This window comes from Pararhizobium sp. IMCC3301 (assembly GCF_030758315.1).
Lineage (GTDB): Bacteria > Pseudomonadota > Alphaproteobacteria > Rhizobiales.
Window position 1 is genome coordinate 4524147 of sequence record NZ_CP132336.1, and the last position, 26141, is coordinate 4550287.

24 protein-coding genes are annotated in these 26141 nt (G+C 56.1%); 21 read left to right on the forward strand and 3 right to left on the reverse strand.

Features of this window, described 5'->3' with window-relative positions:
• The first annotated feature begins 10 nt into the window (after positions 1-10).
• The 6 genes from RAL88_RS21435 to RAL88_RS21460 all read left to right on the forward strand — a co-directional run bounded on the left by RAL88_RS21435 (position 11) and on the right by RAL88_RS21460 (position 4878).
• Complete coding sequence (locus RAL88_RS21435; RefSeq protein WP_306266261.1) at positions 11-898, forward strand: VOC family protein; 888 nt, start codon at positions 11-13, stop codon at positions 896-898.
• Positions 895-1737: a 3-deoxy-8-phosphooctulonate synthase gene (kdsA, locus tag RAL88_RS21440; RefSeq protein ID WP_306266263.1), complete on the forward strand. Its 843-nt coding sequence runs from the start codon at positions 895-897 to the stop codon at positions 1735-1737. Before RAL88_RS21435 ends, kdsA begins: the two co-directional genes overlap by 4 nt.
• An 84-nt stretch (positions 1738-1821) precedes the next feature.
• Positions 1822-2526, forward strand: coding sequence for a ribose-5-phosphate isomerase RpiA (rpiA, locus tag RAL88_RS21445; protein ID WP_306266265.1), 705 nt, complete (start codon positions 1822-1824; stop codon positions 2524-2526).
• A gap of 18 nt (positions 2527-2544) precedes the next feature.
• Positions 2545-3081 carry a DUF2059 domain-containing protein gene (locus RAL88_RS21450; protein ID WP_306266267.1) on the forward strand — a complete coding sequence of 179 codons (537 nt, stop codon included), beginning with the start codon at positions 2545-2547 and terminating at the stop codon, positions 3079-3081.
• A 51-nt stretch (positions 3082-3132) separates the two neighbouring features.
• On the forward strand, positions 3133-4512 hold the full coding sequence (gor, locus tag RAL88_RS21455; RefSeq protein WP_306266269.1) for a glutathione-disulfide reductase: 1380 nt from the start codon (positions 3133-3135) through the stop codon (positions 4510-4512).
• A gap of 132 nt (positions 4513-4644) precedes the next feature.
• On the forward strand, positions 4645-4878 hold the full coding sequence (locus tag RAL88_RS21460) for a hypothetical protein (RefSeq protein ID WP_306266271.1): 234 nt from the start codon (positions 4645-4647) through the stop codon (positions 4876-4878).
• Positions 4879-4882: 4 nt separating this feature from the next.
• On the opposite strand, the gene RAL88_RS21465 is transcribed toward RAL88_RS21460, so the two are convergent.
• The gene (locus tag RAL88_RS21465; protein WP_306266273.1) at positions 4883-6034 is read right to left on the reverse strand and encodes a carboxylate-amine ligase; all 1152 of its coding nucleotides are present in this window, start codon (positions 6032-6034) and stop codon (positions 4883-4885) included.
• Between the two features lie 209 nt (positions 6035-6243).
• Between RAL88_RS21465 and RAL88_RS21470 the strand changes: the two genes are divergently transcribed.
• From RAL88_RS21470 to RAL88_RS21525, 12 genes are all read left to right on the forward strand, one after another.
• Positions 6244-7626: a class II 3-deoxy-7-phosphoheptulonate synthase gene (locus tag RAL88_RS21470; protein ID WP_306266275.1), complete on the forward strand. Its 1383-nt coding sequence runs from the start codon at positions 6244-6246 to the stop codon at positions 7624-7626.
• 243 nt (positions 7627-7869) lie between these two features.
• A complete protein-coding gene (locus RAL88_RS21475) occupies positions 7870-8127 on the forward strand; it encodes a metal-sensing transcriptional repressor (RefSeq protein WP_306266276.1) in 258 nt (85 codons plus the stop codon).
• An 11-nt stretch (positions 8128-8138) separates the two neighbouring features.
• Positions 8139-9464 carry an MFS transporter gene (locus RAL88_RS21480; protein WP_306266277.1) on the forward strand — a complete coding sequence of 442 codons (1326 nt, stop codon included), beginning with the start codon at positions 8139-8141 and terminating at the stop codon, positions 9462-9464.
• 157 nt (positions 9465-9621) lie between these two features.
• Entirely contained in the window at positions 9622-11178 is a 1557-nt protein-coding gene (locus RAL88_RS21485; RefSeq protein ID WP_306266279.1) for an ABC transporter substrate-binding protein, read from the forward strand.
• A gap of 61 nt (positions 11179-11239) precedes the next feature.
• Positions 11240-12178 carry an ABC transporter permease gene (locus RAL88_RS21490; RefSeq protein ID WP_306266281.1) on the forward strand — a complete coding sequence of 313 codons (939 nt, stop codon included), beginning with the start codon at positions 11240-11242 and terminating at the stop codon, positions 12176-12178.
• 3 nt (positions 12179-12181) lie between these two features.
• Positions 12182-13081, forward strand: coding sequence for an ABC transporter permease (locus RAL88_RS21495; protein ID WP_306266282.1), 900 nt, complete (start codon positions 12182-12184; stop codon positions 13079-13081).
• Positions 13078-14070 carry an ABC transporter ATP-binding protein gene (locus RAL88_RS21500; protein WP_306266284.1) on the forward strand — a complete coding sequence of 331 codons (993 nt, stop codon included), beginning with the start codon at positions 13078-13080 and terminating at the stop codon, positions 14068-14070. Before RAL88_RS21495 ends, RAL88_RS21500 begins: the two co-directional genes overlap by 4 nt.
• Positions 14063-15034, forward strand: a complete 972-nt coding sequence (locus RAL88_RS21505; protein WP_306266286.1) for an ABC transporter ATP-binding protein — start codon at positions 14063-14065, stop codon at positions 15032-15034. The genes RAL88_RS21500 and RAL88_RS21505 overlap by 8 nt, the downstream gene beginning before the upstream one ends.
• A gap of 70 nt (positions 15035-15104) precedes the next feature.
• Positions 15105-15662, forward strand: coding sequence for a hypothetical protein (locus RAL88_RS21510; RefSeq protein ID WP_306266288.1), 558 nt, complete (start codon positions 15105-15107; stop codon positions 15660-15662).
• A 43-nt stretch (positions 15663-15705) separates the two neighbouring features.
• Positions 15706-17394: an NAD+ synthase gene (locus RAL88_RS21515; RefSeq protein ID WP_306266290.1), complete on the forward strand. Its 1689-nt coding sequence runs from the start codon at positions 15706-15708 to the stop codon at positions 17392-17394.
• A 45-nt stretch (positions 17395-17439) separates the two neighbouring features.
• A complete protein-coding gene (locus RAL88_RS21520; RefSeq protein ID WP_306266292.1) occupies positions 17440-18684 on the forward strand; it encodes a nitrate/nitrite transporter in 1245 nt (414 codons plus the stop codon).
• Positions 18681-20045: a glutamate--tRNA ligase gene (locus RAL88_RS21525; RefSeq protein ID WP_306266294.1), complete on the forward strand. Its 1365-nt coding sequence runs from the start codon at positions 18681-18683 to the stop codon at positions 20043-20045. The genes RAL88_RS21520 and RAL88_RS21525 overlap by 4 nt, the downstream gene beginning before the upstream one ends.
• Here RAL88_RS21525 and RAL88_RS21530 read toward each other — a convergent pair.
• Positions 19963-21066, reverse strand: a complete 1104-nt coding sequence (locus RAL88_RS21530) for a DUF2865 domain-containing protein (RefSeq protein ID WP_306266296.1) — start codon at positions 21064-21066, stop codon at positions 19963-19965. The two genes, RAL88_RS21525 and RAL88_RS21530, sit on opposite strands and share 83 nt — an antisense overlap.
• 615 nt (positions 21067-21681) lie before the next feature.
• Between RAL88_RS21530 and cysS the strand changes: the two genes are divergently transcribed.
• Genes cysS through cimA form a run of 3 tightly spaced genes read left to right on the forward strand, consistent with a single transcriptional unit; the run spans position 21682 to position 25325 of the window.
• Positions 21682-23196: a cysteine--tRNA ligase gene (gene cysS, locus RAL88_RS21535; protein WP_306266298.1), complete on the forward strand. Its 1515-nt coding sequence runs from the start codon at positions 21682-21684 to the stop codon at positions 23194-23196.
• Positions 23193-23672, forward strand: a complete 480-nt coding sequence (locus tag RAL88_RS21540; protein WP_306266300.1) for a GFA family protein — start codon at positions 23193-23195, stop codon at positions 23670-23672. Before cysS ends, RAL88_RS21540 begins: the two co-directional genes overlap by 4 nt.
• Before the next feature lie 57 nt (positions 23673-23729).
• On the forward strand, positions 23730-25325 hold the full coding sequence (cimA, locus tag RAL88_RS21545; RefSeq protein WP_306266302.1) for a citramalate synthase: 1596 nt from the start codon (positions 23730-23732) through the stop codon (positions 25323-25325).
• Between the two features lie 22 nt (positions 25326-25347).
• On the opposite strand, the gene RAL88_RS21550 is transcribed toward cimA, so the two are convergent.
• Positions 25348-25956: a TIGR00730 family Rossman fold protein gene (locus RAL88_RS21550; protein WP_306266303.1), complete on the reverse strand. Its 609-nt coding sequence runs from the start codon at positions 25954-25956 to the stop codon at positions 25348-25350.
• Positions 25957-26141: the final 185 nt, after the last annotated feature.

The following is a 26141-nucleotide window of genomic DNA, read 5'->3' on the forward strand; positions in this document are numbered from 1 at the left end:
GAACCGGTCCATGGATCACGCGCCCGCCACAATCGATCATCTTGTGTTGCCAGTGCGCGATCTGGATCTGGCACGGGTACGCTATGAAGCTTTGGGATTTCACGTTGCCGCCGAAGCAAAGCACCCTTTTGGTACAGAAAATGCCTGCATCTTTCTTGCAGATGGCACCTATCTGGAACCGCTCGGCATCGCCGACCGCACTTTGACGGAAATCGAAACCCGAAAGGGCAACCCATTTCTGCGCCGCGATCAGGCCTATCGGTTCCGCGTTGATGATGAAGGCTTCTCGATGCTGGCGATGCGCTCTGAAAACGCTGCCGCAGACCTGGCCTCATTTGCAAGTCAGGGCTTTGGTTTCGGGCAATTGTTCCCGTTTTCACGCATGGCGAAAACTCTGGATGGTGAAATCGAGATCGGCGTGAAGCTGGGTTTTGCTGCCGACGACCGCGCACCGGATGCGGCTTTTTTCGCCTGCGAGCGAATTAATATGGAACCGCTCTGGTCGGCGGACCGAACCGCGCACGAAAACGGCGTCACCGGGCTCTCGGCAGTTCTGATCTCGGAGGAAAATCCGACTGATTTTCAGTACATTCTGCAGGCCGCGACCGGCATGCGCGATTTCGCGTCATCATCAAACGGGCTGTCATTTCATATGGATGGTGCCGATCTGTTCTGTTTTACCCCGGTAGCGCTGCAGCAGCTTTTCGCCATTCCATCGGCCAGAACCGAGCGGGGGATACGGTTTGAAGGCGCTGTTTTCACCTGTCAGTCGATCAGTGCTCTGGCAGCGCGCTACACCGCCGCCGGGATTGACTGTTTCCTTCATCTGGGCCGCCTGATTGTGCCGGCAGCACCGGGGCAGGGCGTTCCCTTCGTGTTTGAAGAGGCCTCCTTATGAGCGACACAACCGCACCAAATTCAATTGTCACCGTGGGCAGCGCCACCTTTGCCAATAACGCGCCTTTTACGTTGATTGCCGGCCCCTGTCAGATGGAAAGCCGCGACCATGCATTTGATATGGCCGGCGCGCTGAAGGAAATCACCGGCAAGCTGGGAATTGATTTCATCTATAAAAGCTCGTTCGACAAAGCCAACCGCACCAGTCTTGGCGCGCAGCGTGGTGTTGGACTGGACGCGGCCATGGCAATATTCGCCGATCTGCGCGAGGATCTGGGACTGGCCGTCATTACCGATGTGCATGAGCGCGACCAATGCGCAATTGTCGCTGAAGCCGTCGATATTCTTCAGATCCCGGCGTTTCTATGCCGTCAGACTGATCTGCTTCTGGCCGCAGCCGCCACCGGCAAGGTGGTCAATGTCAAAAAGGGGCAGTTTCTGGCGCCCTGGGACATGGCCAATGTGGTCAGCAAGATCACCGGCAGCGGCAACCGCAATGTGCTGTTGACCGAACGCGGCACAAGTTTTGGCTATAACACCCTTGTCACCGATTTCCGTGCGCTTCCGCAAATGGCGCAAACAGGCGCACCGGTTATTTTTGATGCCACCCATTCTGTAGCGCAGCCGGGTGGCCTTGGCGGCTCTTCCGGCGGTCAGAGAGAATTTGCACCGGTTCTGGCTCGCGCTGCAATCGCGGTGGGTGTGGCCGGGCTGTTTATTGAAACACATCAGGACCCGGACACTGCACCCTCTGACGGACCCAATATGATTGCACTCGCCGATATGCCGGCGCTGCTGGACCAATTGAAAGCCCTGGACGATGTTGTCAAAGCATTCTGAACAAGCGCCGCGCCGGGCCGCATGGCGACAGGATTGGCTTAACAAGGCCGGTGACGGATGCACTGCAGCGAAGGATGATGCGCTATGAGCCGGGACTTCAAGATCGCAGCGGCCAAAGCCGCTTTGACACTGCTCGAAGATGGCATGAAAATCGGCCTTGGAACCGGTTCGACAGCTGAAGAACTGGTCAGAGCACTGGCACCGCTGGTCGCCGATGGTCTGTCCGTTATCGCGGTGCCAACCTCGGAGCGCACCGGCGTTCTGGCAAAACAGCTTGGCATTCCGGTCGCCACTCTGGACGAATATCCGCATCTCGACCTGACCATCGATGGCGCCGATGAGATTGACAGTGCGTTGCGCCTGATCAAGGGCGGCGGTGCCGCGCATCTGCGCGAAAAAATCGTTGCCTGCGCTTCAGACAGAATGGCTGTGATTGCCGACCACAGCAAACTGGTCGGGACACTTGGCGCGTTTCCGCTGCCGCTGGAAGTCATCCCGTTCGGCCTGGCAGCAACACGCCGTGCGATAGAACATTTGTGCCGCGACACATTCGCGCTCGCCGGACCTCTGACACTGCGCAAAAATGCGGGCAATCCGGTGTTGACTGACAGCGGGAATGTGGTCCTGGATGCATCTTTTGGCCGCATTCCAGACCCAGAAGGACTGGCGGCGGAATTGTCTCAGATCCCGGGACTTGTCGAACATGGCCTGTTTATAAATATTGCGGATATTGCCTTTGTAGCAGGTCCGGACGGAGTGGCTACGATCACGCCGGGCCCGGCGGATTAATTGAATGAGGAACCAGGAATGACTTATTTCTTCAAGATGCGCAGTGCCTTGCTTGCACTGGTGCTGATGGGTGCTGTGCTGCCTGAAGTTTCAGACGCACAGCAGCCGACGGATCCGGAAATCATCAAGATGATGAATGATCCCGAAGCGCTGAAAATCGCCGATGAAATACTCGACGTCTCGCGCGTCACCGCAGGGTACAACAATATTTTGCCGGAAATGGCCGCGCGCACCAGGCAGACCTTCACCCGGAGCGCTCCGCAACTGGCACCCATCATCGCGGAAGTGACCGATGCGGTGGCCGTTAGCTTGATTTCCAAACGAGTGGAACTTCAGGATAAGGCCGCCAAATTGTGGACCATGCGTTTCACAAGGGGAGAACTGGAAGACATCCTGGAGTTCTATAAATCTCCTGTTGGTGCAAAATTCGCTTTGAATTATGCGCCTATTCTGCGCGATTCCGTGGAGTTGACCAATGAATGGGGTGAGGAGCTGGCGCAGGAACTTGCTGCCAAAGTCCGGGTCGAAATGGGATTGCGCGGGCACAAGCTCTAGCAAATCAAACAGCAATTGTCTGAGTAAACGTCGCAGGTTGGGAAACATTAGATGCAGGAATTTGACTACGATCTCTTTGTGATCGGAGCGGGATCAGGCGGTGTTCGGGCCGCCCGGATTGCGGCCCAGCATGGCGCAAAGGTTGCCATCGCCGAAGAATACCGGGTTGGCGGCACCTGTGTCATCAGAGGCTGCGTTCCCAAAAAACTGCTTACATATGCGGCCCATTATTCGGAAGACTTCGAAGACGCCGCCGGGTATGGCTGGACGGTCGGGGCCATCAGTTTTGACTGGCCAACACTGATTGCCAACAAAGACCGCGAAATCGATCGCCTGAATGGCATCTACATCACCAATCTGGAAAAGTCCGGTGTGGAAATCTTCCACAGCCGCGCCACTTTGCGTGACCGTCATTCGGTGTTTCTGGTCAAGGAAGAGCGCCATGTGACGGCGAAGAAAATCCTGATTGCCACAGGGGGCTCTCCCAATTTCGATCCCACAATTGACGGGATCGAACACACCATCAGTTCCAATGAAGCCTTTCATCTGGAAAAGCTGCCAAAATCGATAATAATTGCCGGAGGCGGATATATTGCTCTGGAGTTTGCGTGTATCTTCAATGGCCTGGGCGTGGAAACATGTGTGATTTACCGAGGCGAGCGGGTGTTGCGCGGCTTTGACGAAGATGTCCGCGAACTGGTGCAAAAATCCATGATTGACCGCGGTATCGTGGTCGATTGCGGTGATGTTTTCACCAATATTGAAAAAACCGAAGACGGACTTGTCGGCCATACCCGCAATGGCCGGGAATTCAAGGCAGAGCAGATCATGTTTGCAATTGGCCGTTCGGCCAATACGGACGGGTTGGGCCTTGCCAAGCTTGGCATTGAGCTGAATGCCAAAGGGGCCATCAAGGTGGATGCCCATTCACGCACATCAATCGACAATATTTTTGCCGTCGGGGATGTCACCGACAGGGTCAATCTGACACCCGTAGCCATTCGCGAAGGTCATGCCTTCGCCGACACGGAGTTTGGCGGCAAGGATATCACTGTCGATCACAGCAACATCGCGACTGCAGTATTCACCACGCCGGAGATCGGCACTGTTGGTCTTACCGAAGCCGAGGCCCGCGAGGCATTTGCATCTGTCGATGTTTACAAATCGAGCTTCCGGCCGATGAAATCGATTCTGCCGGGCCGCGATGACCGGATGCTGATGAAGCTGATCGTGGATGCCGATACGGACCGGGTTGTCGGTTGCCACATAGTCGGACCGACATCCGGTGAAATGGCGCAACTGGTCGGAATTGCCATCAGGATGAATGCCACCAAGGCGGATTTTGATGCCACAATGGCGGTGCATCCCACCGCTGCAGAAGAGCTGGTAACCATGAGAGAGCCGACCAGCCGCCACAGAAGGGACGGTTGATTGGCCGGATTGAGCCGCCGGGATGAAATGCCTGCTGCGCGGCGCATCTGCCTCCGCCTCTTGTGATCCGGCCACCGGCACCCGATATAATACAACAACGAAACCGGCGAATGTCACACATTGGACCGATCTATGATTATGATTAAACAGACTGCCCAACTGCTCTTGCGGATTGTTGCCGCTCTGGTGTCTCTGGTGGTGCTGGTCGGAGCCGGTGTGCTGGCGCTTGGCATGTTGACCCTGGCTACTCTGGCCATTGTGCTTCGGGTGAAATGGCTCCAGCATAAATTCTCAAGGCAGCCGGACGCCCGGATCATCAATGCCGAAAAAACCAAAAATGGCGGCTATTCGATCTCCGGCCTTTGAGCGCTCAGTTCTGGCCGCACTCTTCAAGGGTTTCGGCGATCAGATGATCCACCACCCCTCGAAGGGCGGCTTCATCATCCAGGCCACAATCCCTGGCTTTTTCAAACACTGCTAACTGGCGCTCCGCGCTGGTGCCATTCTCGACAATGGTCCGGCAGTGTTGAATTTCAGCAGCACAATCCAGCGCCTGCGCATCTTCTTCAACCAGTTCGATCAATTCCTCGATAAGGTCCGAGTAGGGCACTGCCGTGCCGGCGCCGAAATCGATCAGTTTGCCTTCAACCCCGTGACGTTGCGCCAGCCAGCGGTTTTCGTTGATCAGAAAGTGCGAATAATTGCGCCAGCGTTGATTGGCGACCCGCAAGCGATACAGCATGCGTGCAAGGCATCGATACAGCGCTGCAATCGACAGCGCATCTTCCAGCCGGGTGCAGACATCGGTAATGCGCAATTCCAGGGTTGGATAGCGGTGTGAGGGGCGTAAATCCCACCACACCTTTGTCGCATCCTCGATGACGCCGGCCTTGACCAGCGTCTCGATAGTGCGGCGATATTCATCGGCACTGTCGAAGCCATAGGGCAGGCCGGTTCTTGGCATTTCGTCAAACACCGAAAGGCGATAGGATTTCAGCCCGGAATTCCGCCCCTGCCAGAAGGGTGAACTGGTCGACAGAGCCAGCAAATGCGGCAGGAAATAAGTCAGCTGGTTGAAAAGATCATTGCGCAAGGCGTCATTTTCAATCCCGATATGCACATGCATGCCGCTGATAACCATGCGGCGCGCTACAACCTGCAGGTCGTTTGCCAGTGTATTGTAGCGTTCCTTGTCGGTGTTCTGCTGACGGTCCCATTTGGCAAAGGGGTGGGTGGAACTGGCGATTGGCGCAAGTCCATAGCTTCCCGCAGCGTTGGCAACTGTGCGGCGGAAATGCTTCAGTTGGGTTCTGGCTTCGTCCAGAGTTGCACAGACCGCTGTGCCGACCTCGACCTGGCACCGCAGAAATTCCGGCGTGACATGCTCGCCAAGGGCTTTTTTGCAATCATCCATGAACCCGGCAGGTGGATCGACAGCCAGGTCCCGGGATTCCAGGTCAACCAGCAGATATTCTTCTTCAATGCCAAGTGTGAAATCCGGTTCCTGCTGATGTTTTCCCATGGTCTCTTGCGCCTCCTGCATGTCCAGACAATCTGCCACAAAGGCCTGTAAAAATACAACTTTTCAGACCTGTCTGACAGCTTGACGAAAATTGACCGGGAAACCTTTGAATCTGGAGGTAATCATGTGTATATACCGCCACCCGCAAAAGGGTCGGCGCAGGGTCCGTAGGAACGGCACCTGCCGATTACAGTTAAGGAGTTGATGACATGACCACCTGGAGCCCACAAAGCTGGCGCGGCTTCCCTGTAAAACAGGTCCCGAATTATCAGGATCAGGCAGCCCTGGAAGCGGCTGAAAAACGTCTGTCGTCGTATCCGCCGCTGGTTTTTTCAGGTGAGGCCCGTCGGCTCAAGTCGCAACTGGCTGACGTTTCCCGTGGCAACGGTTTTCTGTTGCAGGGCGGTGATTGCGCAGAGTCATTTGCCGAACATCATCCGGATAATATCCGCGATTTCTTCCGTGTATTCCTGCAAATGTCGGTGGTTCTGACATATGCCGCTGCCGTTCCGGTCGTAAAGGTCGGCCGCATTGCCGGCCAGTTCGCCAAGCCCCGCTCGTCCGATATGGAAACCATCGGGTCTGAAGAATTGCCGAGCTATCGCGGTGATATCATCAACGACATTGATTTCACTCCGCAGGGCCGATATCCCGATCCGGCGCGCCTTGAAATGGCCTACCGCCAGTCAGCGGCGACACTCAACCTGCTGCGCGCCTTCGCGCAGGGCGGTTATGCCAATCTGGAACATGTCCATAATTGGACGCTTGATTTCCTCAAGGACAGCCCTCAGTCAGAGCGCTATGAGGAATTATCCGATCAGATATCCAATGCGCTGAATTTCATGCGCGCCTGTGGCATCGACCCGGAAAACACCGCGCGGATGCGGACAACGGATTTCTTCACCAGCCACGAAGCGCTGCTGCTGGGCTATGAACAGTCCCTGACGCGCCTCGATTCCACTTCCGGCGACTACTATGCCACCTCCGGCCACATGGTCTGGATCGGTGACAGAACGCGCCAGCCGGATCATGCTCATGTTGAGTTTTTCCGCGGTATCAAAAACCCGGTTGGCATCAAATGCGGCCCGACCCTGGATGAAAATGAGCTGATCAAGCTGCTCGATATCGTCAATCCCGATGATGAGGCAGGTCGTGTCACGCTGATCGCCCGCTTTGGTCATGACAAAGTCTTCGAGCACCTGCCGCGTCTCATTCGTACAGTGCAGCGAGAAGGGCGCTCTGTAGTGTGGTCGTGCGATCCGATGCATGGCAATACGATCAAGGCCTCAAACGGCTACAAGACCCGGCCGTTTGACCGGATCCTGTCTGAAGTGAATGGCTTTTTTGATGTGCATGAAGCCGAGGGAACCTATCCCGGTGGCATCCACATTGAAATGACCGGCAGAAATGTCACCGAATGCACCGGCGGTGCCCGGGAAATTACCGATGACGAGCTGTCGGATCGCTATCACACCCATTGCGATCCGCGTCTCAATGGAGATCAGGCTCTGGAACTGGCGTTTCTGATCGCCGACCGTCTGAAGCGCAAGCGCAACAGAACACAGGTTGCGGCCAGCGACGCGGCCGAATAGCAACAGACTTTCCGAAAAAACTACTGCAAGCCCCGGTCATCGACCGGGGCTTTTTCTTGGCAGATGGTGCCTCGGATCATGCGAGTCGATTGGGCATCATGATGCCGGGGAGAGTCGGCCAAAGGCAATGAGGCCAGGTTTGGTGGATATCCCGGCAAGGATCGATTCATCTGCGTACGGGTCATGGGCGCGGTAGACTTCACCGTTCTTGCAATATCCCCCCTGGGGGGATATAGAGCAGGTATGCCGGATCCGAATATTCATACAACTCATCCTGCACTTGTCACACGGCTGAAACGGGCTGAGGGACATCTGCGTCACGTTATTGGCATGCTTGAAAGCGGGAAACCCTGCGTCGAGATTGCGACCCAGATGCAAGCCGTTGAGCGCGCCATAGTGAATGCGAAACGTGCGCTGATTCATGACCATATCGACCATTGCCTCGGCAACGGCGGTGAGAATGACCTTGATGAATTGCGTTTGATGGCGAAACTGCTGTAGCGGAGTTTTTGGTGTTAGAAGTTCTTGCGGATCGCACTTACCGCCATCTTTTCATGGCGCAGATCATTGCCCTTCTGGGCACAGGGCTGGCCACGGTCGCCCTGGGACTGCTCGCCTACGACCTTGCGGGCGAGCGGGCAGGGCTTGTCCTGGGAACGGTCTTCACCATCAAGATGGTGGCCTATGTGGGCATAGCCCCGATCGCCGGAGCCTTCGCCAACCGCTGGCCGCGCAGAGCCATGCTGGTCAGCCTTGATCTGATCCGCGCAGTTGTTGCATTTTGCCTGCCATTTGTGAGCGATATCTGGCAGGTTTATGTGCTGATATTCGTGTTGCAATCCGCATCTGCTGCGTTTACGCCGACATTCCAGGCGACGATCCCTGATATCCTGCCACAGGAAGATCGCTATACCCGTGCCTTGTCGCTGTCACGGCTGGCTTATGATCTTGAAAATCTGATCAGCCCAATGCTGGCCGCGCTCCTGTTGGCCTTCGTCAGCTATCAGGCCTTGTTTTTCGGAACCGTCATCGGATTTGTCGGCTCTGCCGTTTTGGTTTTATCCGTTTTGCTGCCGAGCCCGGTTGCGACCACTCGGCGCGGCATCTACGACCGCACCACGCGAGGACTGCGCACATACCTCGCCACGCCGCGTCTGCGCGGGCTTTTGTCGCTGAACTTTGCGGCGGCGGCTGCAGGGGCAATGGTCCTGGTCAACACCGTCGTGCTGGTGCGCTCCGATCTGGATTTCGGTGATACACAGGTGGCCGTTACCCTTGGCGCATTTGGCGGCGGTTCTATGTTCGCCGCCCTCCTGCTGCCCCGGCTGTTGCGTAACAGGCCGGACCGACCGGTAATGATAGGCGGGGCCGCCTTGCTTGTCGTCACATTACTGGCACTCGCCGGAATGTCGCTGATCACGGGCCTCCAATGGTATCCCCTTCTGGCAGGATGGTTCGTCATCGGTGTCGGATACTCGACCGTGTTGACGCCTTCCGGGCGGCTGTTGAAGCGCTCCGCCCACCCTGAAGACCGGCCAGCTATCTATGCGGCTTATTTTGCCCTGTCACACGCCTGTTGGCTTGTCACCTATCCTCTTGCAGGCTGGCTGATAACCACGTTGGGCGCTGCCTCGGCATTTGTAAGCCTCGCTCTGCTTGCAATTTTCGGAATGATGGGTGGGGTGGTTTTGTGGCCGCGCGGCGATACCGCGTCCGTATCACACACACATCCCGATTTGCCAGCCGGCCACCCGCACCTTCGTGAATATGATGCCGCCGATCACCGGCACGCCGTCGTGATCGACGATCTTCATCCGCACTGGCCGACCAATGGCTGAAACAGCAACTCACTTGCGAGACGGCCAGCTACTCTTGTGGCAGGCATGATCGTCCTCTCAACAAAGGTAAATGACAGAAATATGTATAGACATTAAAGTAGTTTTATGAGTCAATTGGTCACGCTCATGATCAAACAACGATTTAACGGAGGGAAAAATGCTTACAATGAACCGCAGAAACCTGTTTCAGGCGGCATCTGCATTTGCGCTGATTGCAGCACTGCCGCGCATTTCCGTGGCAAACGGACATGAAGTTCTAAAAATCGCCATTGCCGCCGAAACCGGCGATCTCGATCTTCTCCAGAACGTCTCGACTCTCTCGGCTTATACAGTCGTTTTCGACGCGTTGATCCACTATGGGCAAGGCGGAAAGCTTGAACCCGGTCTCGCAACCGCATGGCAGGTTGCACAAGATGAACGGTCGATCAGCTTCGATCTGCGTGAAGGCGTGAAATTCTCTGACGGCACACCATTTGACGCGGCCGCTGCAGAATGGAACCTCAAACGATGGATGGGAGTTGCTGATTTCAACTGGATCGGCATCGCAGACGCTTATGACAGCATCAGTATCGACGCTCCGAACAAAATCACCGTTCATCTCAAACGCCCGGTGCCTGCGGGTCTGCTGGAACTGACAATCGTTCGCCCGGTGCGGTTCCTGTCACCCAAAGCAGTCAATGCGGACGGTGCGCAGACGGCACCGATCGGTACCGGCCCATGGATAGTGGAAAGCTATGATAGTTCGCGGACTGTACTGGTGCGGAACGAGAATTATTGGGGTGATAAACCCAAATTCAAAAAAATCGAACTGATTGTGGTGCCGGATGAACTGGCCCGCGCAAACGGCCTGCGGTCGGGTGATTTGGACGTAATTGGCGGAGACTGGGTTGCCACGCTGTCACCACGCCGTGCCCGTGCCCTTGAAAGTGAAGGTATTCCGGTCGTGGCAGAGCCTGGAACGGCAGTAATGCATATCGGATTCTCGCCGGTCTCCCCTTTGGTACAGGATATCGCAGTCCGAAAGGCCGTGTTCACGGGAATTGACCGGGCCGCTATTGCCAAGGTTCTGTTCGAGGGATTCGCCGATCCGGTTGCTGATGTGTTTCCCAGTATCATCCCGCTGTCCGGCAAGCGGCACGAAATTCCGACTCGCGATGTTGCTGCTGCAAAAGCAGCTCTGGCAGAAGGCGGCTGGAGCGAATCCGATGGCGGCTGGGCAAAAGATGGAACGGATTTGAGTCTCGATCTGCTTGTGTCGGAGGAATCTTTGCCCGGCTCCCGCAGGATCGCAGAGATGGTGCAGGGCATGCTTGGCGAGATTGGCATCAAAGTAAAAGTGTCGTCGGTAGACAACGCCACCATGCACGAACGGCGGCCGGCATTTCAATATGACCTAGCGTTTTTTACCACCTATGGCGCTCCCTACGATCCCCATGGATCGCTTGGGGCATCTTTTATGACTGCCACCGACACCGGACCCGATGGCAAGATTTACGTCTCTGACGCACTTGATCCGATTGTTGCTGCAGGGCTTGACGCCACAGGCCCGGAGCGCGAGGCAAAAATCCAGGCGATTTACGACTGGCTCTGGGACAATGTCGCAGTCTGCCCACTGGTGGTACAGCAGCGCATCTGGGCGCACTCGCCCCGCCTGAAAGGCTTCAGCCTCCCTGCAACTGATTACGATCTGCCATTTAAAGGCATATCCGCCTGACAAACGTGACGGTCTCCAACTGCCCGCGGTCGGAGACCGTCACCAATAAGGGTTGTCCTTCATGCAACGCATCCTGATGCGGCGTTTTGTGCTTGCCGTTCTTCTAATTCTTGCGGCTTCGGCCGCGCTATTCGCCCTGATTTCAGCGGCGCCGGGCAATGTCGCAGCTCTGATCGCCGAGCGGGCTGCGGGCGCCGGCGCAGACGCTGCGATGATCGCCCGAATCGAGGACGAACTGGGGCTCAACGATCCGCTGCCGGTTCGATATCTGGCTTGGTTCAGCAACGCCATTACCGGAGATTTCGGCATTTCCCTGCGGACCGGAAAACTGATTTCCGAAGAATTTGCAGAGCGCATTCCGGTCACCGGCCTGCTTCTGGGTTACGGTGGCCTGATTGCGCTGGTGGTTTCTGTCGGAGCCGGCCTGGGCGGCGCAGCCAGCAATGGTGGTGTCCTCGACAAAATCCTGCATGGCGGCGCTCTGCTGGGTGCATCGACGCCTAATTTCTTTGTCGCTGCGCTGCTGGTTCTGGTGTTTTCGGTGAGCCTGAGATGGCTGCCCAGCTTCGGAACATCGGGGGCGTCTTCCTGGGTGCTGCCTTCGCTGACCATTGCTCTGTTTCCCGCTTCTGTCCTGTCCCGCGTTGTCCGGGTTAATTTACAAGAGACCATGTCGCGGCCATTTGCGACAACAGGATTCGCCAAGGGTCTGACCCGTGGTCAGGTACTGCGAAACGAGGCGTTGCCGAATATCGCAGTGCCATATCTGACGACTTTCGGCGCCCAGTTCACACTGATGACGATTGGCGCGATCGTGGTCGAGACGGTGTTTGCCCTGCGTGGGGTCGGTTCTTTCTTCATCGACGCAATCCGGTTTCGCGATTTCATCGGAATGCAGGCAAGCCTGTTTCTGCTGGTCGTCTTCTTCGTCAGTGTCAATTTTCTCGTCGACATGCTCTGCATGTTCATCGATCCGCGTCTGCGCCGGGCAGAAGGCTAACTCATGTTTCTTCGAAAACTTTCCGCGTTGCCTTGGTTGCCGCTGTTACCGGTGACTGTGATCATTTTGGTTTCGATCTTCTCGCCCTGGATCATGCCTTTTGATCCGGCCCAGCAGGACTATTCCGCTCTGTTGCAGGGGCCCAACGCCACCCATTGGCTGGGAACCGACTATCTGGGCCGGGACCTTTTCAGCCGTCTACTGGGAGGTGCCCGCGTTTCCATGGTGGCAATGGCAATTGTGCTTGTTTCAGCTTTGGTGATTGGCGTAGTGATTGGCTCGTTCGCCGGCTATGTCGGTGGCGTGGTTGAACTGGTCATGATTTCGATTATCGACATCATTCTGGCGTTGCCCAGTCTGATCTTTGCCTTGGCTCTGATCGGTATTCTGGGAGCCGGATACTGGGCGATGATTTTTGCGCTGACCATGGCGTGGTGGGCCAACTATGCGCGAATGAGCCGCTCTGTCGTGGCAACCGAACTCCAGTTGCCCTACATCGAAGCGGCCCGGGTTATGGGCGCAAGCCATCTTTGGATATATACACGCCACATCCTCCCGCATGTGCTGGGGCTTGTGATCGTCTATGCCAGCGCCGACGCCGGCGCGCTGGTAATCTCGATAGCTACGCTGTCGTTTCTTGGACTTGGCGTGCAGCCTCCGACTCCGGAATGGGGCCAGATGCTGGTCGACGGTATGAGCTATATTGAACAAAGTCCGCATCTGGTGATCTTGCCCGGTCTCGCGCTGACCTTTGTCGTGGTCAGCTTCAATCTGCTGGGTGAGGCCTTTGCGCTCAGTAAGGTGCCACATCCAATTTCACGTTTCGCCTTTCGCAACAGGCGGGCTGTCCGCACAGCGGAGGAAGTGGCGCGCGCAAAGATTGAGACAGAGGCCCGCTCATGACCGCACCGATCTATGAGATCGAAGACCTGGTCGTCGATCTTTATGCACCCACAGTCAGCGTGCGCGCGGTTGACGGTGTCAGTTTCCATGTTTCCGCCGGGGAGACGGTCGCCATCGTCGGCGAAAGCGGATCTGGCAAGACAGTGATGACCCTGGCACCTCTCGGCCTGCTGCCAGAGGGTATCCGCATCGATATGAGGGGGAAAGTCAAGGTCGACGGTCAGGATTTGCTGACCATGGATGCATCGCGGCTGTCGCGCCTGCGCGGCGGCACTTTCGGTGTCGTTTTCCAGGATCCGATGAGCGCGCTCAACCCGATGAAGAAAGTCGGGCCGCAGCTTGCCAGGCAAGCCCGCCGCCATCTCGGCCTGTCGGCCGCTGCGGCATGCGAAAAGGCTGTATCTTTGCTCGCCCGTACCGGAATTCCTGACCCCCGGGACCGCTTCAATCGCTACCCGCACGAAATGTCGGGTGGGATGCTGCAACGCGCAATGATTGCCTTGGCACTGGCGGCGCAGCCAAAGGTGCTGATCGCTGACGAACCGACAACAGCGCTTGATGCGACAGTGCAGGCCCAGATCCTGGAACTTTTACGCGATATCCAGCGCACCGAGCAGATCGCGGTCATCCTGATCACACATGACATCGGGGCAGTCGCAGCTGCTGCGGACAGGGTGGTGGTGCTTTATGCAGGCCAGATCGCCGAACAGGGTCCGGTGATTGACGTGCTGACCGATCCAATTCATCCCTACACGCGAGGGTTATTGGCGTCCGTCCCGGATTTCCGGGCACCGCGCGGAGCGGAGCGGACCGAAATACCCGGTCTGCCGCCTAACCAGACACAGTTGGAGCCGGGCTGTCGCTTCGCTGACCGCTGCGCGCAGGTTGAACCCAAATGCAGGGTGCAACGTCCGTTACTGGTTGCATTGCCCGGCAATCGGTCTGTGGCATGCCCTGTTGCTCTTCGCGAAAGGGATGCTCATGTCTGAAATTCCTGCGATTGAGGTAGAACATCTCAAGGTGCATTATCCCAATAATCGGGGGGGCGCGACACGGGCAGTTGACGGCGTATCGTTCAGTGTGACGCGCGGGGCCTTCCACGGCATCATCGGAGAATCCGGCTGTGGCAAGACCACTCTGGCACGCACCATCGTCGGATTGCAGAAAGCCACGTCCGGCCAGGTGCACATCGCAGGCCGTGAACGCGGCCAGTGGCAAAAAGAGAACCGTCTTGATTTTGCACGCAACGTGCAATTTGTATTTCAGGACCCGCTTGGTTCGATGAGCCGTCGCCAGACCGTTCGGCAGACTTTGGAAGAACCGTTGCTTATCCACGGCCTGAAAGGCAGACAGGCCCGGATTGCCGATCTGTTGCAGCTTGTTTCCCTCCCGGACACGGTTCTGGATCGTCTGCCGCGTTCTCTTTCCGGGGGCCAGAGGCAGCGCGTGTCGATCGCGCGGGCGCTGGCGCTGGACCCTGGCATTCTGATTTGCGATGAGCCATTGTCGGCACTGGATGTTTCTATCCGGGCGCAGATAGTGAACCTGTTCATGCGACTGCGTCAGGAACTCGACCTGACCATCGTCATGGTGGCGCACGATCTGGCCGTAATCCGTGAAATGTGCACTTCGGTAACGGTCATGTATCTGGGGCAGGTCGTGGAAGAAGGAAGCGCGGAAGGCGTATTCGATGCGCCCGCACATCCCTATTCTCAAGCGCTCTTGTCCGCGGTGCCCTCTGCCGACCCCCGGATTGAGGCGACGCGGCAGCGAAAATTGCTTGAAGGGGATCCACCCTCACCATCTGCAATTCCTCCGGGTTGCCGCTTTCACACAAGGTGTCCGGTCTCGATTGCTGCCTGCCGGACCGATGAGCCGGATTTGCGTATTGTCGGTCATGGCGGACAGGCCCGTTGCCTGCTGGCCGATCAATCTGTCCGACCGGAAATCTGACACTCGCGTGCCCCCGGCAAACTCCGCACTCGGTTGACCGACTGCCGGCAAATCAGTCGTTCATACCGCAATGTTACACAGAAGCCGTGATGCGCTGACAAAGCTCAAAAATATGCTGGATAATCATCAGAAAGCGGATGTCATGGGCAGAGCTGAACTTCCGTCCATTTTTGTCTCCCATGGAGCGCCCGATCTGGTGCTGCAGCAGACCGACGCCCACAGGTTTCTCAAAAAGTGGGGTGCGGAGATTGGAAAGCCGACAGCTATCCTGATCGTCGGATCAGCGTCTTTTACCCACAATCTGGGTGCGGTCTTCGGCAGGACCGGACTTGCAGACCGCGATGCGGCTGCTCCGCACTGGGTCACTGAATTTCCCAACTGGACGGATGACAGACTCTCCAAAGGCGCGCTCGAAGATTTGCTGGCGTATCGGCAATTTGCACCTTTTGCCGAAAAGAACCATCCGACAGATGAACATCTGCTGCCATTTTATGTCGCTCTCGGTGCTGCCGGCAGGGATGCTTCAGCGACGCAAGTGCATCGCTCGCATCAATTTGGCGCCATTATGATGGACGCCTATGCATTCAGCCCGGCGGTCGAAACAGCGCTTGAAGCAAAGACTGCCTGATGTGGGATAGACGGATTTAAATTCGCACGCTAAATGACTGTTCATGACCAGTGACTCCCCTTCAGAACTCAACATAGCCCTTGCGCAATTGAACCCGATACTGGGCGATATTGCGGGAAATCTGGCGCTCGCCCGCGACGCGCGCCGCCGCGCTGCGGAGCAGCAGGCGGATCTGCTGCTTCTGACCGAGCTGTTCATCTGCGGTTATCCGCCCGAAGACCTCGTCAAGAAGCCCGCCTTCATTGAAGCCTGCATGGAGGCTGTGGCTGCGCTGGCCAAAGACACCGCTGATGGCGGTCCCGGCGTCGTGATCGGCACGCCCTGGCTGGAAAACGATCAGCTTTATAATGCGGTCGCCGTGCTAGATGAGGGCGAGGTCAAAGGGGTCCGCTTCAAGGTTGACCTGCCGAATTACGGCACTTTTGATGAAAAGCGGCTGTTTTCTGTCGGCCCCATGCCCGGTCCGATTGCGTTTCGCGGCGTGCGCCTTGGCATTCCCATCTGTGAAGATACCTGGAATGACGAAGTCGCTGAATGCCTGCTGGAGACCGGCGCAGAAATGCTGCTGGTACCCAATGGCTCACCCTATTGGGCAGAGAAGGCGGATTTGCGCCAGCAGGTTCTGGTGCGCCGGGTGGTTGAAACCGGTTTGCCGGTACTCTACACCAATCAGCTGGGCGGACAGGATGAACTGGTGTTTGATGGCGGCTCCTTCGTGTTGGCCGCAGACCGCACGCTGGCGTTGCAGATGCCACAGTTCAAAGAGGATATCGCGACTGTCACCATGCGGGCGGAGGAGGGCGCTGACGGCGGTCGTGTCTGGAAGCCCGTACCGGGCGTTTTGGCCGATCTGCCTGGACTGAAACAGGCGCATTGGCAGGCCTGCGTTCTCGGTCTGAGGGATTACGTCAACAAGAATGGCTTCAACGGTGTTGTGCTGGGTCTGTCAGGCGGCGTTGATTCCGCCGCTTGCGCTGCCATGGCCGTCGATGCGCTGGGTGCTGACCGGGTGCATTGCCTGATGATGCCCTACCGGTTCACTTCCGATGAAAGCCTGGTGGACGCCAAGGCCTGTGCTGATGCGCTGGGCGTGCGCTACGACATTGTTCCAATCTCTGCACCGGTGGAAGGCTTTCATGATGCCCTGGGGGCTCTTTTTGATGGTGCGGAGCCTGGCGTTGCCGAAGAAAATATTCAGTCGCGGACCCGCGGCGCGCTGTTGATGGCGGTTTCGAACAAATTCGGCCCCATGCTGGTCACCACCGGCAACAAATCGGAAGTCTCGGTCGGCTATGCAACTCTGTATGGCGATATGAATGGCGGCTTCAATCCGATCAAGGATCTCTACAAGATCCAGGTCTATGATCTGTGTGCCTGGCGCAACACACATCGCCCGGAAGGCGCATTGGGGCCGGAAGGTGAAGTGGTTCCGGTCAATATTCTGACCAAGGCACCAACTGCGGAATTGCGCGAAAACCAGACCGACCAGGACTCCCTTCCGCCTTACGAGGTGTTGGACGACATTCTGGAATGCCTTGTCGAACATGAAATGCGGATTGCGGAAATTGTCGAACGGGGGCATGATCGCAAGACGGTCGAACGGATCGAGCACCTGCTTTATATTGCTGAGTACAAGCGCAGACAGTCCGCGCCTGGCGTGAAACTCACCAGAAAGAATTACGGGCGCGATCGCCGTTATCCCATCACAAATCGCTTTAGAGACCGCGGCTAAGCGATTCTTCCGATTCGGAAATAAGGTCTTCGAGAGGGAACAGGCATGCTTGCCTTTTTGCGTCAGAATGCGCCATGGCTTTTGGCCGGGATGCTGCTGACATTTTCCTCCAGCTTTGGTCAGACATTTTTCATTTCGTTGTATAGCGGCCAGATCCGCGCCGAATTCGGCCTCAGCAATGGCGATTTTGGCGGCCTTTACCTGCTCGGTACGCTGGCCAGTGCGGCGCTGATGATGTTTGCCGGAAAGCTGGTCGATATCTATACGCCGCGCCAGGTTGGCGCAGTCGCGATGCTTGGTCTGGCAATTGCCTGCCTTTTCCTGTTCGCTGCTGCCTCGTTGCCCATGCTGGTTTTCGCGATTTTTCTGCTGCGGTTTTTCGGCCAGGGCATGATGAGCCACACCGCCCTGACGGCAGTGGGACGCTGGTTTGAGGCGACGCGCGGCAGGGCCGTCAGCATTACCAACACAGGACATCAGATTGGTGAGGCACTGCTGCCGCTCAGTGTGGTGCTGCTGTTAGGGGTTTTGGACTGGCGTTTTGCCTGGCTGATCTTTGCGGCGGGCATTGTCCTGTTCGCAATTCCCGCGATGTGGCTGCTGTTTGGCCGCGACCGGATTCCCCAGAATCCCCGGAAATCCAGAAAATCCAATCCGGTTCGCCAGTGGTCGCGCGCGGAAATGATACGCGATCCATTGTTCTGGATTGCCTCATTCGGATATCTGTCACCGCCCTTTATCGGCACGGCGATTTTCTTCCACCAGGTCTATATGGTTGAGCTGAAAGGCTGGGATCTGTCATGGTTTGCCAGCGGGTTTTCACTCTATGCGCTGACCACACTGATATTCGGCCTTGTCACCGGATTTGGTGTCGACCGCTTCAGCGCTCGCGCGATGTTACCGTTTTTTCTGTTGCCCCTATCGGCGGCACTGCTGGTTCTGGGCCTGTTTGACAGCCCCTGGAGTATTCCCGTCATATTTGTGTTGATGGGACTTAATGGCGGTGGGTTTTCAACCTTGTTCGGCGCCTTGTGGCCGGAAATCTACGGTGTCAGACATCTCGGAGAGATTCGTTCATTGATTGTCGCGCTCATGGTATTTGCCAGCGCATTGGGACCGGGTGTGATCGGCTGGCTGATCGATTACGGCATACCGCTGGAAACCCAGTTTCTCACCATGGCCGCCTATTGCATTGTCACCTCGGGAGTGCTTTTTGGCGTTTCCAGAGCTTTGAGTGCCCGAGCCCTGCAGGAATCCATGGCGGCCACACAGGAACACAAACCAGCATGACAAATCCAATTGTTCGTTTCGCGCCATCTCCGACCGGCCGCATTCACATCGGCAACGCCAGAACCGCGCTTTATAACTGGTTGTTTGCGCGCCAGCATGGCGGCAGTTTTATCCTGCGTTTTGATGACACCGACAAGGCGCGTTCGAAAGAGGAGTTTGCCACCGGTATTCTGGCAGATATGGCATGGCTGGGGATTGAGCCAGCGCGCGTTGAACGCCAGTCAGCCCGCTTTGCCGACTATCAGCTTGTGACTGAGGAGCTGAAGGCAAAGGGTCTGCTTTATCCATGTTATGAAAGCGAAGATGAGTTGGAGCGCCGCCGGGCACGGCGCCGCGCGCGCGGACTTCCTCCGATTTATGACCGCTCGGCGCTTGAACTCAGCGACGGCCAGCGCCAGAAACTAGAAGCGGAAGGAAAACAGCCGCATTGGCGCTTCCTGCTGCCGAATTACAAGGACGATGTATTATCCATAGAGCGTACGGAAATTCATTGGGATGATGTGTTCAGGGGCCCGCAAACTGTGGATCTGGGCTCCATGTCGGACCCGGTTCTGGTGCGTGAGGACGGCTCATGGCTGTATACTTTGCCATCGATCATCGATGATGCCGCCTTTGGCATCAGCCATGTCATCCGTGGCGCTGACCACATTACCAACACCGGCGCGCAAATTGCGATTTTCCGGGCTCTGGGATATATCCCGCCGGCCTTCGGCCACCACAATCTGCTGACCGGATCAGAAGGCGAGGGCCTGTCGAAACGGCTGGGCTCTCTGTCGCTCCAGGGACTTCGGGAAGCCGGATTTGAAGCCATGGCGGTAGCGTCTCTGGCCAGCCTGATAGGCACGTCCGATGCGGTTGAGCCAATCCCGGACATGGCCGGCCTGGCGCAGCGGTTTGATCCGCAGAAAGTATCGAAGTCACCAGCCAGATTCAATGTGGCTGAACTGGACGCCCTGAATGCAAAATTGTTGCATGGCCTGTCCTATGATGCTGTGGCTGACAGATTGACTGTGCCTGACGGAGTTGATGGCGCGCTGTTCTGGGATGCAATCAGTGGCAATCTGGAAAAACTGCCGGATGCTGACCGGTGGGCCGAAATTGTCAGATCGGGTGCGAAGCCGCTGATTGATGATGAAGACCGGGATATGGTGTCCAAGGCGGTCGGTTTGCTGCCGCAGGACCCTTGGTCGCAATCCACGTGGATGGATTGGGCAAATGCAGTAAAATCCGAAACCGGGCGCAAGGGCAGGGCTTTGTTCATGCCCTTGCGCAAAGCGGTTACTGGATCAGAGTCCGGACCGGAGATGACAAAACTTTTGCCGCTGATTGGCCGTAAAACCGTTCTGGCCCGACTGTCCTGACGCGCTGACCATCGCGGATCTGTGGATCGACCACGAGTTCAGCTGGCAACGGTAACGCATTGGGACGGAAATCCCCGGCCAGGTTCATTTGTGTTTCCGGATCCAGACCGAGTACCGGGCGGCGCAGGGGTACAGGACCGTTCTGTCCGAATTCGACATTGCTCATACGCCGGTTTGAGGATTGTGCGGTGCTTTGTCCGGTGACTTGCAGAAGGGTCTGTTGCAGGCGGCGGCGGTCGAACTTGCACGATGCGTCATAGGTTTCGCGATAGCGAAAGGCATAGGATTGAGAGCTGTAGGGCTGGCCACTCATCGACTGTGCCGTTTCCATGGCATTCTCCACGCCTTCTGGGTGGTAGAATAATTCGACTTGTGTTTCCGGGAATTTCTCCTTGCAAACAGCTTCGTCCCGGGAAAAATTCTGCGCCGTGGTGGACGTACTGATTGGGAAGAAATAGCCATCGCAAATGCGCACGCAAACGGTCCGGTAGTGGGTCACTCTCGGTGGCCGGTATTCTTCCACAGGTTCTTCACGCCGGTTGAATAGGTTGCTTCTGTAACCATATCTGGCCGCTGCCCGCTCATATTGTCTGCCGCAATTATTGCGTGCCAGCGCAATCACCAGATCGCGCTGTTCGCGCCGCGTGCTTCGCGGATTACGGACAAAACGGGAGCGTTTCGATTCCAGACTGCGCAGTTCCCTTTCCAGTTGCCTGACTTCCCCGCTCAGACCGGAACATTCACGGCTTTGAAATAACAGGATACCGCTGGTCCGGCAGCGCGCCCGACGGGCCTGGTTTTGAGCGCCAGCGAGGCGTTTGCGCAGTTTCTGCGCGGCGTTGTTGTAACGCTGGTATTCGCGGTTGTTGGTAACAGATCCGCCATTTTGCAGCGATCCCAGTCGGTTTTCAAGATCATTACAGATTCGCGACTGCGCTTGGGCAGCAACGCTCGTCCCAAGCAAAATGCCGAATGCCAAAAGCACGGCGGAGCGGTAACATTTAAGCGGGAATCTTGGCATTTGGCTCCGTCACTCAGATCAAGTTTTCGGTTATCTATCTCAGGTTTACCTTGCTGAACCATAAACCTCATAGAGAGGCAAGCCGGTAAATGTCCGTCCGATTACATCTTTCCGCAATAGTTGCGCGTTTGCATACATCGATTGATCGACGCCTTCGTCTCATTGCTGAAACCCGATCCGGCAGACCGGTCAAACTGAGCCACGACCAGAGCGCTGCTCAAGACGATGAGTGTACATGAGAGTATAAACACAAAACGCGCCATTTGGTTCCCTTCCCTTATTGTTGCTCCAATTCTGCCGTAAACGGAATGAACCTGGACTGACCCCGTTGTTCAGTTTCGGTTCAGAAAACTCCCGGTTTTCCATTCCCTATTTCAGGCTTGACGCCTTGCGCGAAACGGCCTTTAGTGCAGCCGGTAAACACGGTGGACAGAGAATGGCGCATCAGCCGATTTGTATTTGCGGAATTATTATCAGGGGTTAACAGCCCGCTGGTCCGCGAACCGTGTCTTCTTCCCCTATATTGAAGCTGCATCGCGAGGCCGGCGATCATGACAGGCTGGTTTCAGTCTGTCCGGATCAGCAGATATGGTCTGGCGAAGCGGGAAAGCACTTATGGATACTCAGCCGGAGCTTTGGCTCTACAATACGATGACACGCGGAAAAGAGCGCTTTGAGCCACTCGACCCGTCAAAAGTGCGGCTCTATGTCTGTGGCCCGACGGTCTACGATTTCGCCCATATCGGCAACGCTCGTCCGATCATTGTGTTTGATGTCCTGTTCCGACTGCTGCGCCATCTGTATGGCGCGGAGCACGTCACATATGTCCGCAACATCACCGATGTCGATGACAAGATAAATGCCCGTGCTGCGCAAGAAGGGGTTTCAATCGAGGATGTGACCCGGCGCACAACTCGCCAGTTCCATGAGGACATAGCGAAGTTGGGGGTGCTTAAGCCATCTGTCGAGCCGCGCGCCACCGACCATATCGAAGAAATGAAAACGATCATCGAGCAGTTGATCACATGCCGCCATGCCTATGTGCATAAGGACCATGTTCTGTTTGAAGTGGCATCAATGGCTGAATACGGGCAGTTGTCGGGCCGGCCTCTGGACGAAATGCTCGCCATCGCACGTATTGAGGATACCGACTACAAGGAAAATTCCGCCGATTTTGTGCTCTGGAAGCCATCCGCTCCGGGCGAGCCGTCCTGGGCCTCTCCGGGCGGAATATCAGTGCCGGGCCGGCCGGGCTGGCATATCGAATGTTCGGCGATGGCGGAAAAACATCTTGGTGAAGTGTTTGATATTCACGGCGGTGGTATTGATCTGACATTTCCGCACCATGAAAACGAGATCGCCCAGTCGCGCTGCGCCTTCGGCACTTCAAAAATGGCCAGCATCTGGATGCATAATGGATTTGTTCAGGTCGAAGGCGAGAAAATGTCAAAATCGCTCGGCAATTTCATAACAATCAATGATTTGCTGCAAACCGACAAATTCGGCGGGCGCAAATGGCATGGTCGGATATTACGTTTGGCAATGCTGAAAACCCAGTACGGACAGCCTATCGACTGGACTGTTGCTCGGCTGATGGAAGCTGAAAATCAATTGTTAAAATGGACCAGAACCTTAGTAAAGTGGGGCCGCGAAGTTGAAGGGCAAATATCGCAGGAAGCAGTCGCTGCACTGGCCAATAATTTGGACACCCATGAATTTTTTCAGCTCATGGCAGGATATTCGGATGAAGCCAATACCGATCGTGTCACTGGAGGCGAACAGGTTTCATATCTGAAAGGCGGTCTCGAATTGATGGGTTTCAATTTATTGGCAGATCTCGTGTCAACTGAAGCCGAAAGCGGCGAACTAAAAATTCAAGGATACGACCCAACATTAACTCATCGGATCGATCCGAAATACGCTGAAGATACCGTGACAAAAGATGATTTCGCCACTGCGCCAAGAGATCTGAATTCGCGAATTGATGAGCGGCTTCTATTCCTGAAAGACAAAAACTGGGCAGAGGCGGATCGTATCCGTGATGATTTGCGTGCAAAGGGCATTCAACTGAATGACGGAAAAAACCCGGAGACCGGCGAACGCGAAACCAAATGGGAGAACATCAGATGAGTGGAGATGCAATCAGCGGCGGCTGCCAGTGTGGTGCTGTGCGCTTTCGCATTGGCCGGTTGGGGAATGCCTCGATCTGTCATTGCCGGATGTGCCAGAAAGCTTTCGGTGGCTTTTATGCGCCGCTCGTCACGGCTTATGAGCTGGAATGGACGCGCGGTGCGCCAAAGTTCTTTCAAAGCTCCAACAAGGTGCGGCGCGGATTTTGTGCCGATTGCGGCACCCCGTTAAGCTACGATTATGGCGCGGAGACGGAGATAGCCATTGGCGCGCTGGACCAGCCGCAATTGGCAGCGCCGGTGGTTCAGGTCAGTCCCGCTGATAAGCAGCCTTTTGTCGACACGCTGGCAACGCTGCCGTTTCGCCATATTGAACCAGACGGTGACGAAGCGCGCTTCATGGCGTCTCTGGACAGCTATCAGCATCCCGATAAAGACACCAAAATCTGGCCGCCGGAAACTGGTCCGGACCGCTAGGACGAACGATCGATATCCACAACAGGCGCGGTTACTGGCGCGCCGCCAGGACACAACATGCAGAAACAACGTCTCTATTTGTTCGACACCACATTGCGCGACGGCCAGCAGACGCCGGGAATCGACTTTTCGCTGGAAGACAAGATTCAGATTGCGTCCATGCTGGATGAAATGGGTCTGGATTTTGTCGAAGGCGGATATCCCGGCGCAAATCCCACTGATACGGCGTTTTTCAGCGAGAAGCGCACTGCCAAAGCGGTATTCACGGCTTTCGGCATGACCAAGCGGGCAGGGCGCTCGGTGGATAATGATCCCGGCCTCCAGGCACTCCTGAGTGCCAGCGCCGATGCCATCTGCTTTGTCGCAAAAGCCTGGGATTATCATGTGCGTGTCGCGTTGGGGTGCACCAACGAGGAAAATCTGGAGGGGATTGACGCGTCAGTCCGTGCGACGGTTTCCGCCGGTAAAATGGCGCTGGTGGATTGCGAACATTTCTTCGATGGTTACAAGGCCAACCCGGACTATGCGCTGGCCTGCACCAGAACCGCCTATGAGGCCGGGGCGCGCTGGGTTGTGCTGTGCGATACCAATGGCGGAACCTTGCCAACCGAAATTCGCAAGATAATCGGCGAAGTTATCAAACATGTGCCGGGTGATCATCTCGGCATTCATGCGCATGATGATACAGAGCATGCGGTGGCCAATACGCTGGCGGCTGTCGAAGCCGGTGTGCGCCAGATACAGGGCACATTGAACGGCGTCGGCGAACGTTGCGGCAATGCAAACCTGATTTCAATCATTCCGACTCTGAAGCTGAAGCCGGCTTATTCGGAGCGGTTTGAAATTGGCATTTCCAACAAAATCCTGAGAAAAATTACTTCTTTTTCAAAGGCTTTTGAGGAATTGTTGAATCGATCCGCGAACCGGCAGGCAGCCTATGTCGGCGACAGCGCCTTCGCTACCAAGGCAGGGATCCATGCCTCGGCCTTGCTGAAAGCGCCGGAAACATACGAGCATGTGCCGCCTGAAAGTGTCGGCAACAAGCGTCACGTCATGGTGTCCGATCAGGCCGGAAAATCGAATCTGATTTCCGAGCTGACGCGCTTTGGCCTGAAGGTCAGCCGGTCGGATCCCCGACTGGATGGATTGCTGGCGGATATCAAGCAACGTGAGGCAATGGGCTACGCCTATGAAGCAGCGGATGCCTCTCTTGAATTGCTTGCAAGGCGGCGTCTTGGCACGGTTCCGGATTTCTTCACTGTCGACAGTTTCCGCGTCATGGTCGAACGCCGCTTCAACGCCCGCAAAGAGCTTGTCACTGTGACGGAAGCCATCGTCAAAATCTCAGTTGGCGGCGAGGAGTTCATGTCGGTGGCCGAAGGCAATGGCCCGGTCAACGCGCTGGATCAGGCGTTGCGCAAGGATCTGGGTGTCTATAATGCCTATATCGAGGATCTGGAACTTGTCGACTTCAAAGTCCGCATTCTGAACGGTGGCACTGAAGCGATTACCCGTGTGCTGATCGAAAGCAGGGACGGCGAGGGCAACCGCTGGTCTACAATCGGCGTGTCGTCCAACATCATCGATGCGTCCTTTGCGGCTTTGCTGGAGAGTATCGAATACAAATTGTTACGGGCAAATGTGGTCAAATGATTTAATGTACCCAGGAGACGGTCTAAAGCCTGGCAACACGACCAACCGGCGCGTCTGAGCCTGTTTCTTCGCGTACAGCATTGCGCAACAACGGCATTATCTCGTCAACCTGATCGGTATTGAGAAAACTCACCTCAAAGCCTTTTCTGATATAGGCCTCGTCCTGCATGTGAGAAATCAGATCGATCAGCGGCTGCCAGAACTTGTTGATATTGGCCAGCAGCACCGGCTTTTGGTGCTGGCCGAGCTGCGCCCATGTCAATTGTTCGACAAGTTCTTCCAGGGTTCCGATGCCGCCGGGCAGGGCGATAAAACCATCTGAGCGATCAAACATGGTGCGTTTGCGTTCATGCATGTCTTCCGTCAGGATCAATTCGTCGAGACGTTCCAGCTCGGCATGCGATGCTTCCATGTCCAGCAGAAATCTGGGAATGATTCCAGTCACCTGTCCACCATTCTCGATCACCGCGGAAGACACAGCGCCCATCATGCCAATGGTTCCGCCACCGTAAATCAGGCGAATTTTTTGTTCCGCCAGAATGCGTCCCAACGCCGACGCGGCCGCCATATGAGCCGGGTCTTTGCCGCTGCCAGCGCCACAATATACGCAAAGCGAAGAAATTTTGCCCATAAGTCAGATTACCTTCCGCAAGGTTCGCGCGTTTGGATTCGCCCTGAGTTTACCCTCAGTCAGCATTCTGGCGTGCTGACCTTGAGCTTGTTATGCCGGGAAAAGCATTTTAGGAACGGTTAACAGAATGTAGTTACACGGATATAGAGGGTTTGTGCAGTTAACTACCATAATCTGGTGTGAAT

Bases quoted from the DNA above. Each gene is read 5' to 3' on its own strand.
- RAL88_RS21465 (WP_306266273.1), bottom strand. From the start codon at position 6,034: ATGGGAAAACATCAGCAGGAACCGGATTTCACACTTGGCATTGAAGAA.
- RAL88_RS21505 (WP_306266286.1), top strand. From the start codon at position 14,063: ATGTCTGAAATTCCTGCGATTGAGGTAGAACATCTCAAGGTGCATTAT.
- RAL88_RS21435 (WP_306266261.1), top strand. From the start codon at position 11: ATGGATCACGCGCCCGCCACAATCGATCATCTTGTGTTGCCAGTGCGC.
- RAL88_RS21550 (WP_306266303.1), bottom strand. From the start codon at position 25,956: ATGGGCAAAATTTCTTCGCTTTGCGTATATTGTGGCGCTGGCAGCGGC.
- RAL88_RS21525 (WP_306266294.1), top strand. From the start codon at position 18,681: ATGACAAATCCAATTGTTCGTTTCGCGCCATCTCCGACCGGCCGCATT.
- RAL88_RS21540 (WP_306266300.1), top strand. From the start codon at position 23,193: ATGAGTGGAGATGCAATCAGCGGCGGCTGCCAGTGTGGTGCTGTGCGC.
- kdsA (WP_306266263.1), top strand. From the start codon at position 895: ATGAGCGACACAACCGCACCAAATTCAATTGTCACCGTGGGCAGCGCC.
- RAL88_RS21510 (WP_306266288.1), top strand. From the start codon at position 15,105: ATGTTACACAGAAGCCGTGATGCGCTGACAAAGCTCAAAAATATGCTG.
- gor (WP_306266269.1), top strand. From the start codon at position 3,133: ATGCAGGAATTTGACTACGATCTCTTTGTGATCGGAGCGGGATCAGGC.
- cysS (WP_306266298.1), top strand. From the start codon at position 21,682: ATGGATACTCAGCCGGAGCTTTGGCTCTACAATACGATGACACGCGGA.
- RAL88_RS21520 (WP_306266292.1), top strand. From the start codon at position 17,440: ATGCTTGCCTTTTTGCGTCAGAATGCGCCATGGCTTTTGGCCGGGATG.
- rpiA (WP_306266265.1), top strand. From the start codon at position 1,822: ATGAGCCGGGACTTCAAGATCGCAGCGGCCAAAGCCGCTTTGACACTG.
- RAL88_RS21530 (WP_306266296.1), bottom strand. From the start codon at position 21,066: ATGCCAAGATTCCCGCTTAAATGTTACCGCTCCGCCGTGCTTTTGGCA.
- RAL88_RS21490 (WP_306266281.1), top strand. From the start codon at position 11,240: ATGCAACGCATCCTGATGCGGCGTTTTGTGCTTGCCGTTCTTCTAATT.
- RAL88_RS21460 (WP_306266271.1), top strand. From the start codon at position 4,645: ATGATTATGATTAAACAGACTGCCCAACTGCTCTTGCGGATTGTTGCC.
- cimA (WP_306266302.1), top strand. From the start codon at position 23,730: ATGCAGAAACAACGTCTCTATTTGTTCGACACCACATTGCGCGACGGC.
- RAL88_RS21475 (WP_306266276.1), top strand. From the start codon at position 7,870: ATGCCGGATCCGAATATTCATACAACTCATCCTGCACTTGTCACACGG.
- RAL88_RS21495 (WP_306266282.1), top strand. From the start codon at position 12,182: ATGTTTCTTCGAAAACTTTCCGCGTTGCCTTGGTTGCCGCTGTTACCG.
- RAL88_RS21450 (WP_306266267.1), top strand. From the start codon at position 2,545: ATGACTTATTTCTTCAAGATGCGCAGTGCCTTGCTTGCACTGGTGCTG.
- RAL88_RS21515 (WP_306266290.1), top strand. From the start codon at position 15,706: ATGACCAGTGACTCCCCTTCAGAACTCAACATAGCCCTTGCGCAATTG.
- RAL88_RS21500 (WP_306266284.1), top strand. From the start codon at position 13,078: ATGACCGCACCGATCTATGAGATCGAAGACCTGGTCGTCGATCTTTAT.
- RAL88_RS21485 (WP_306266279.1), top strand. From the start codon at position 9,622: ATGCTTACAATGAACCGCAGAAACCTGTTTCAGGCGGCATCTGCATTT.
- RAL88_RS21470 (WP_306266275.1), top strand. From the start codon at position 6,244: ATGACCACCTGGAGCCCACAAAGCTGGCGCGGCTTCCCTGTAAAACAG.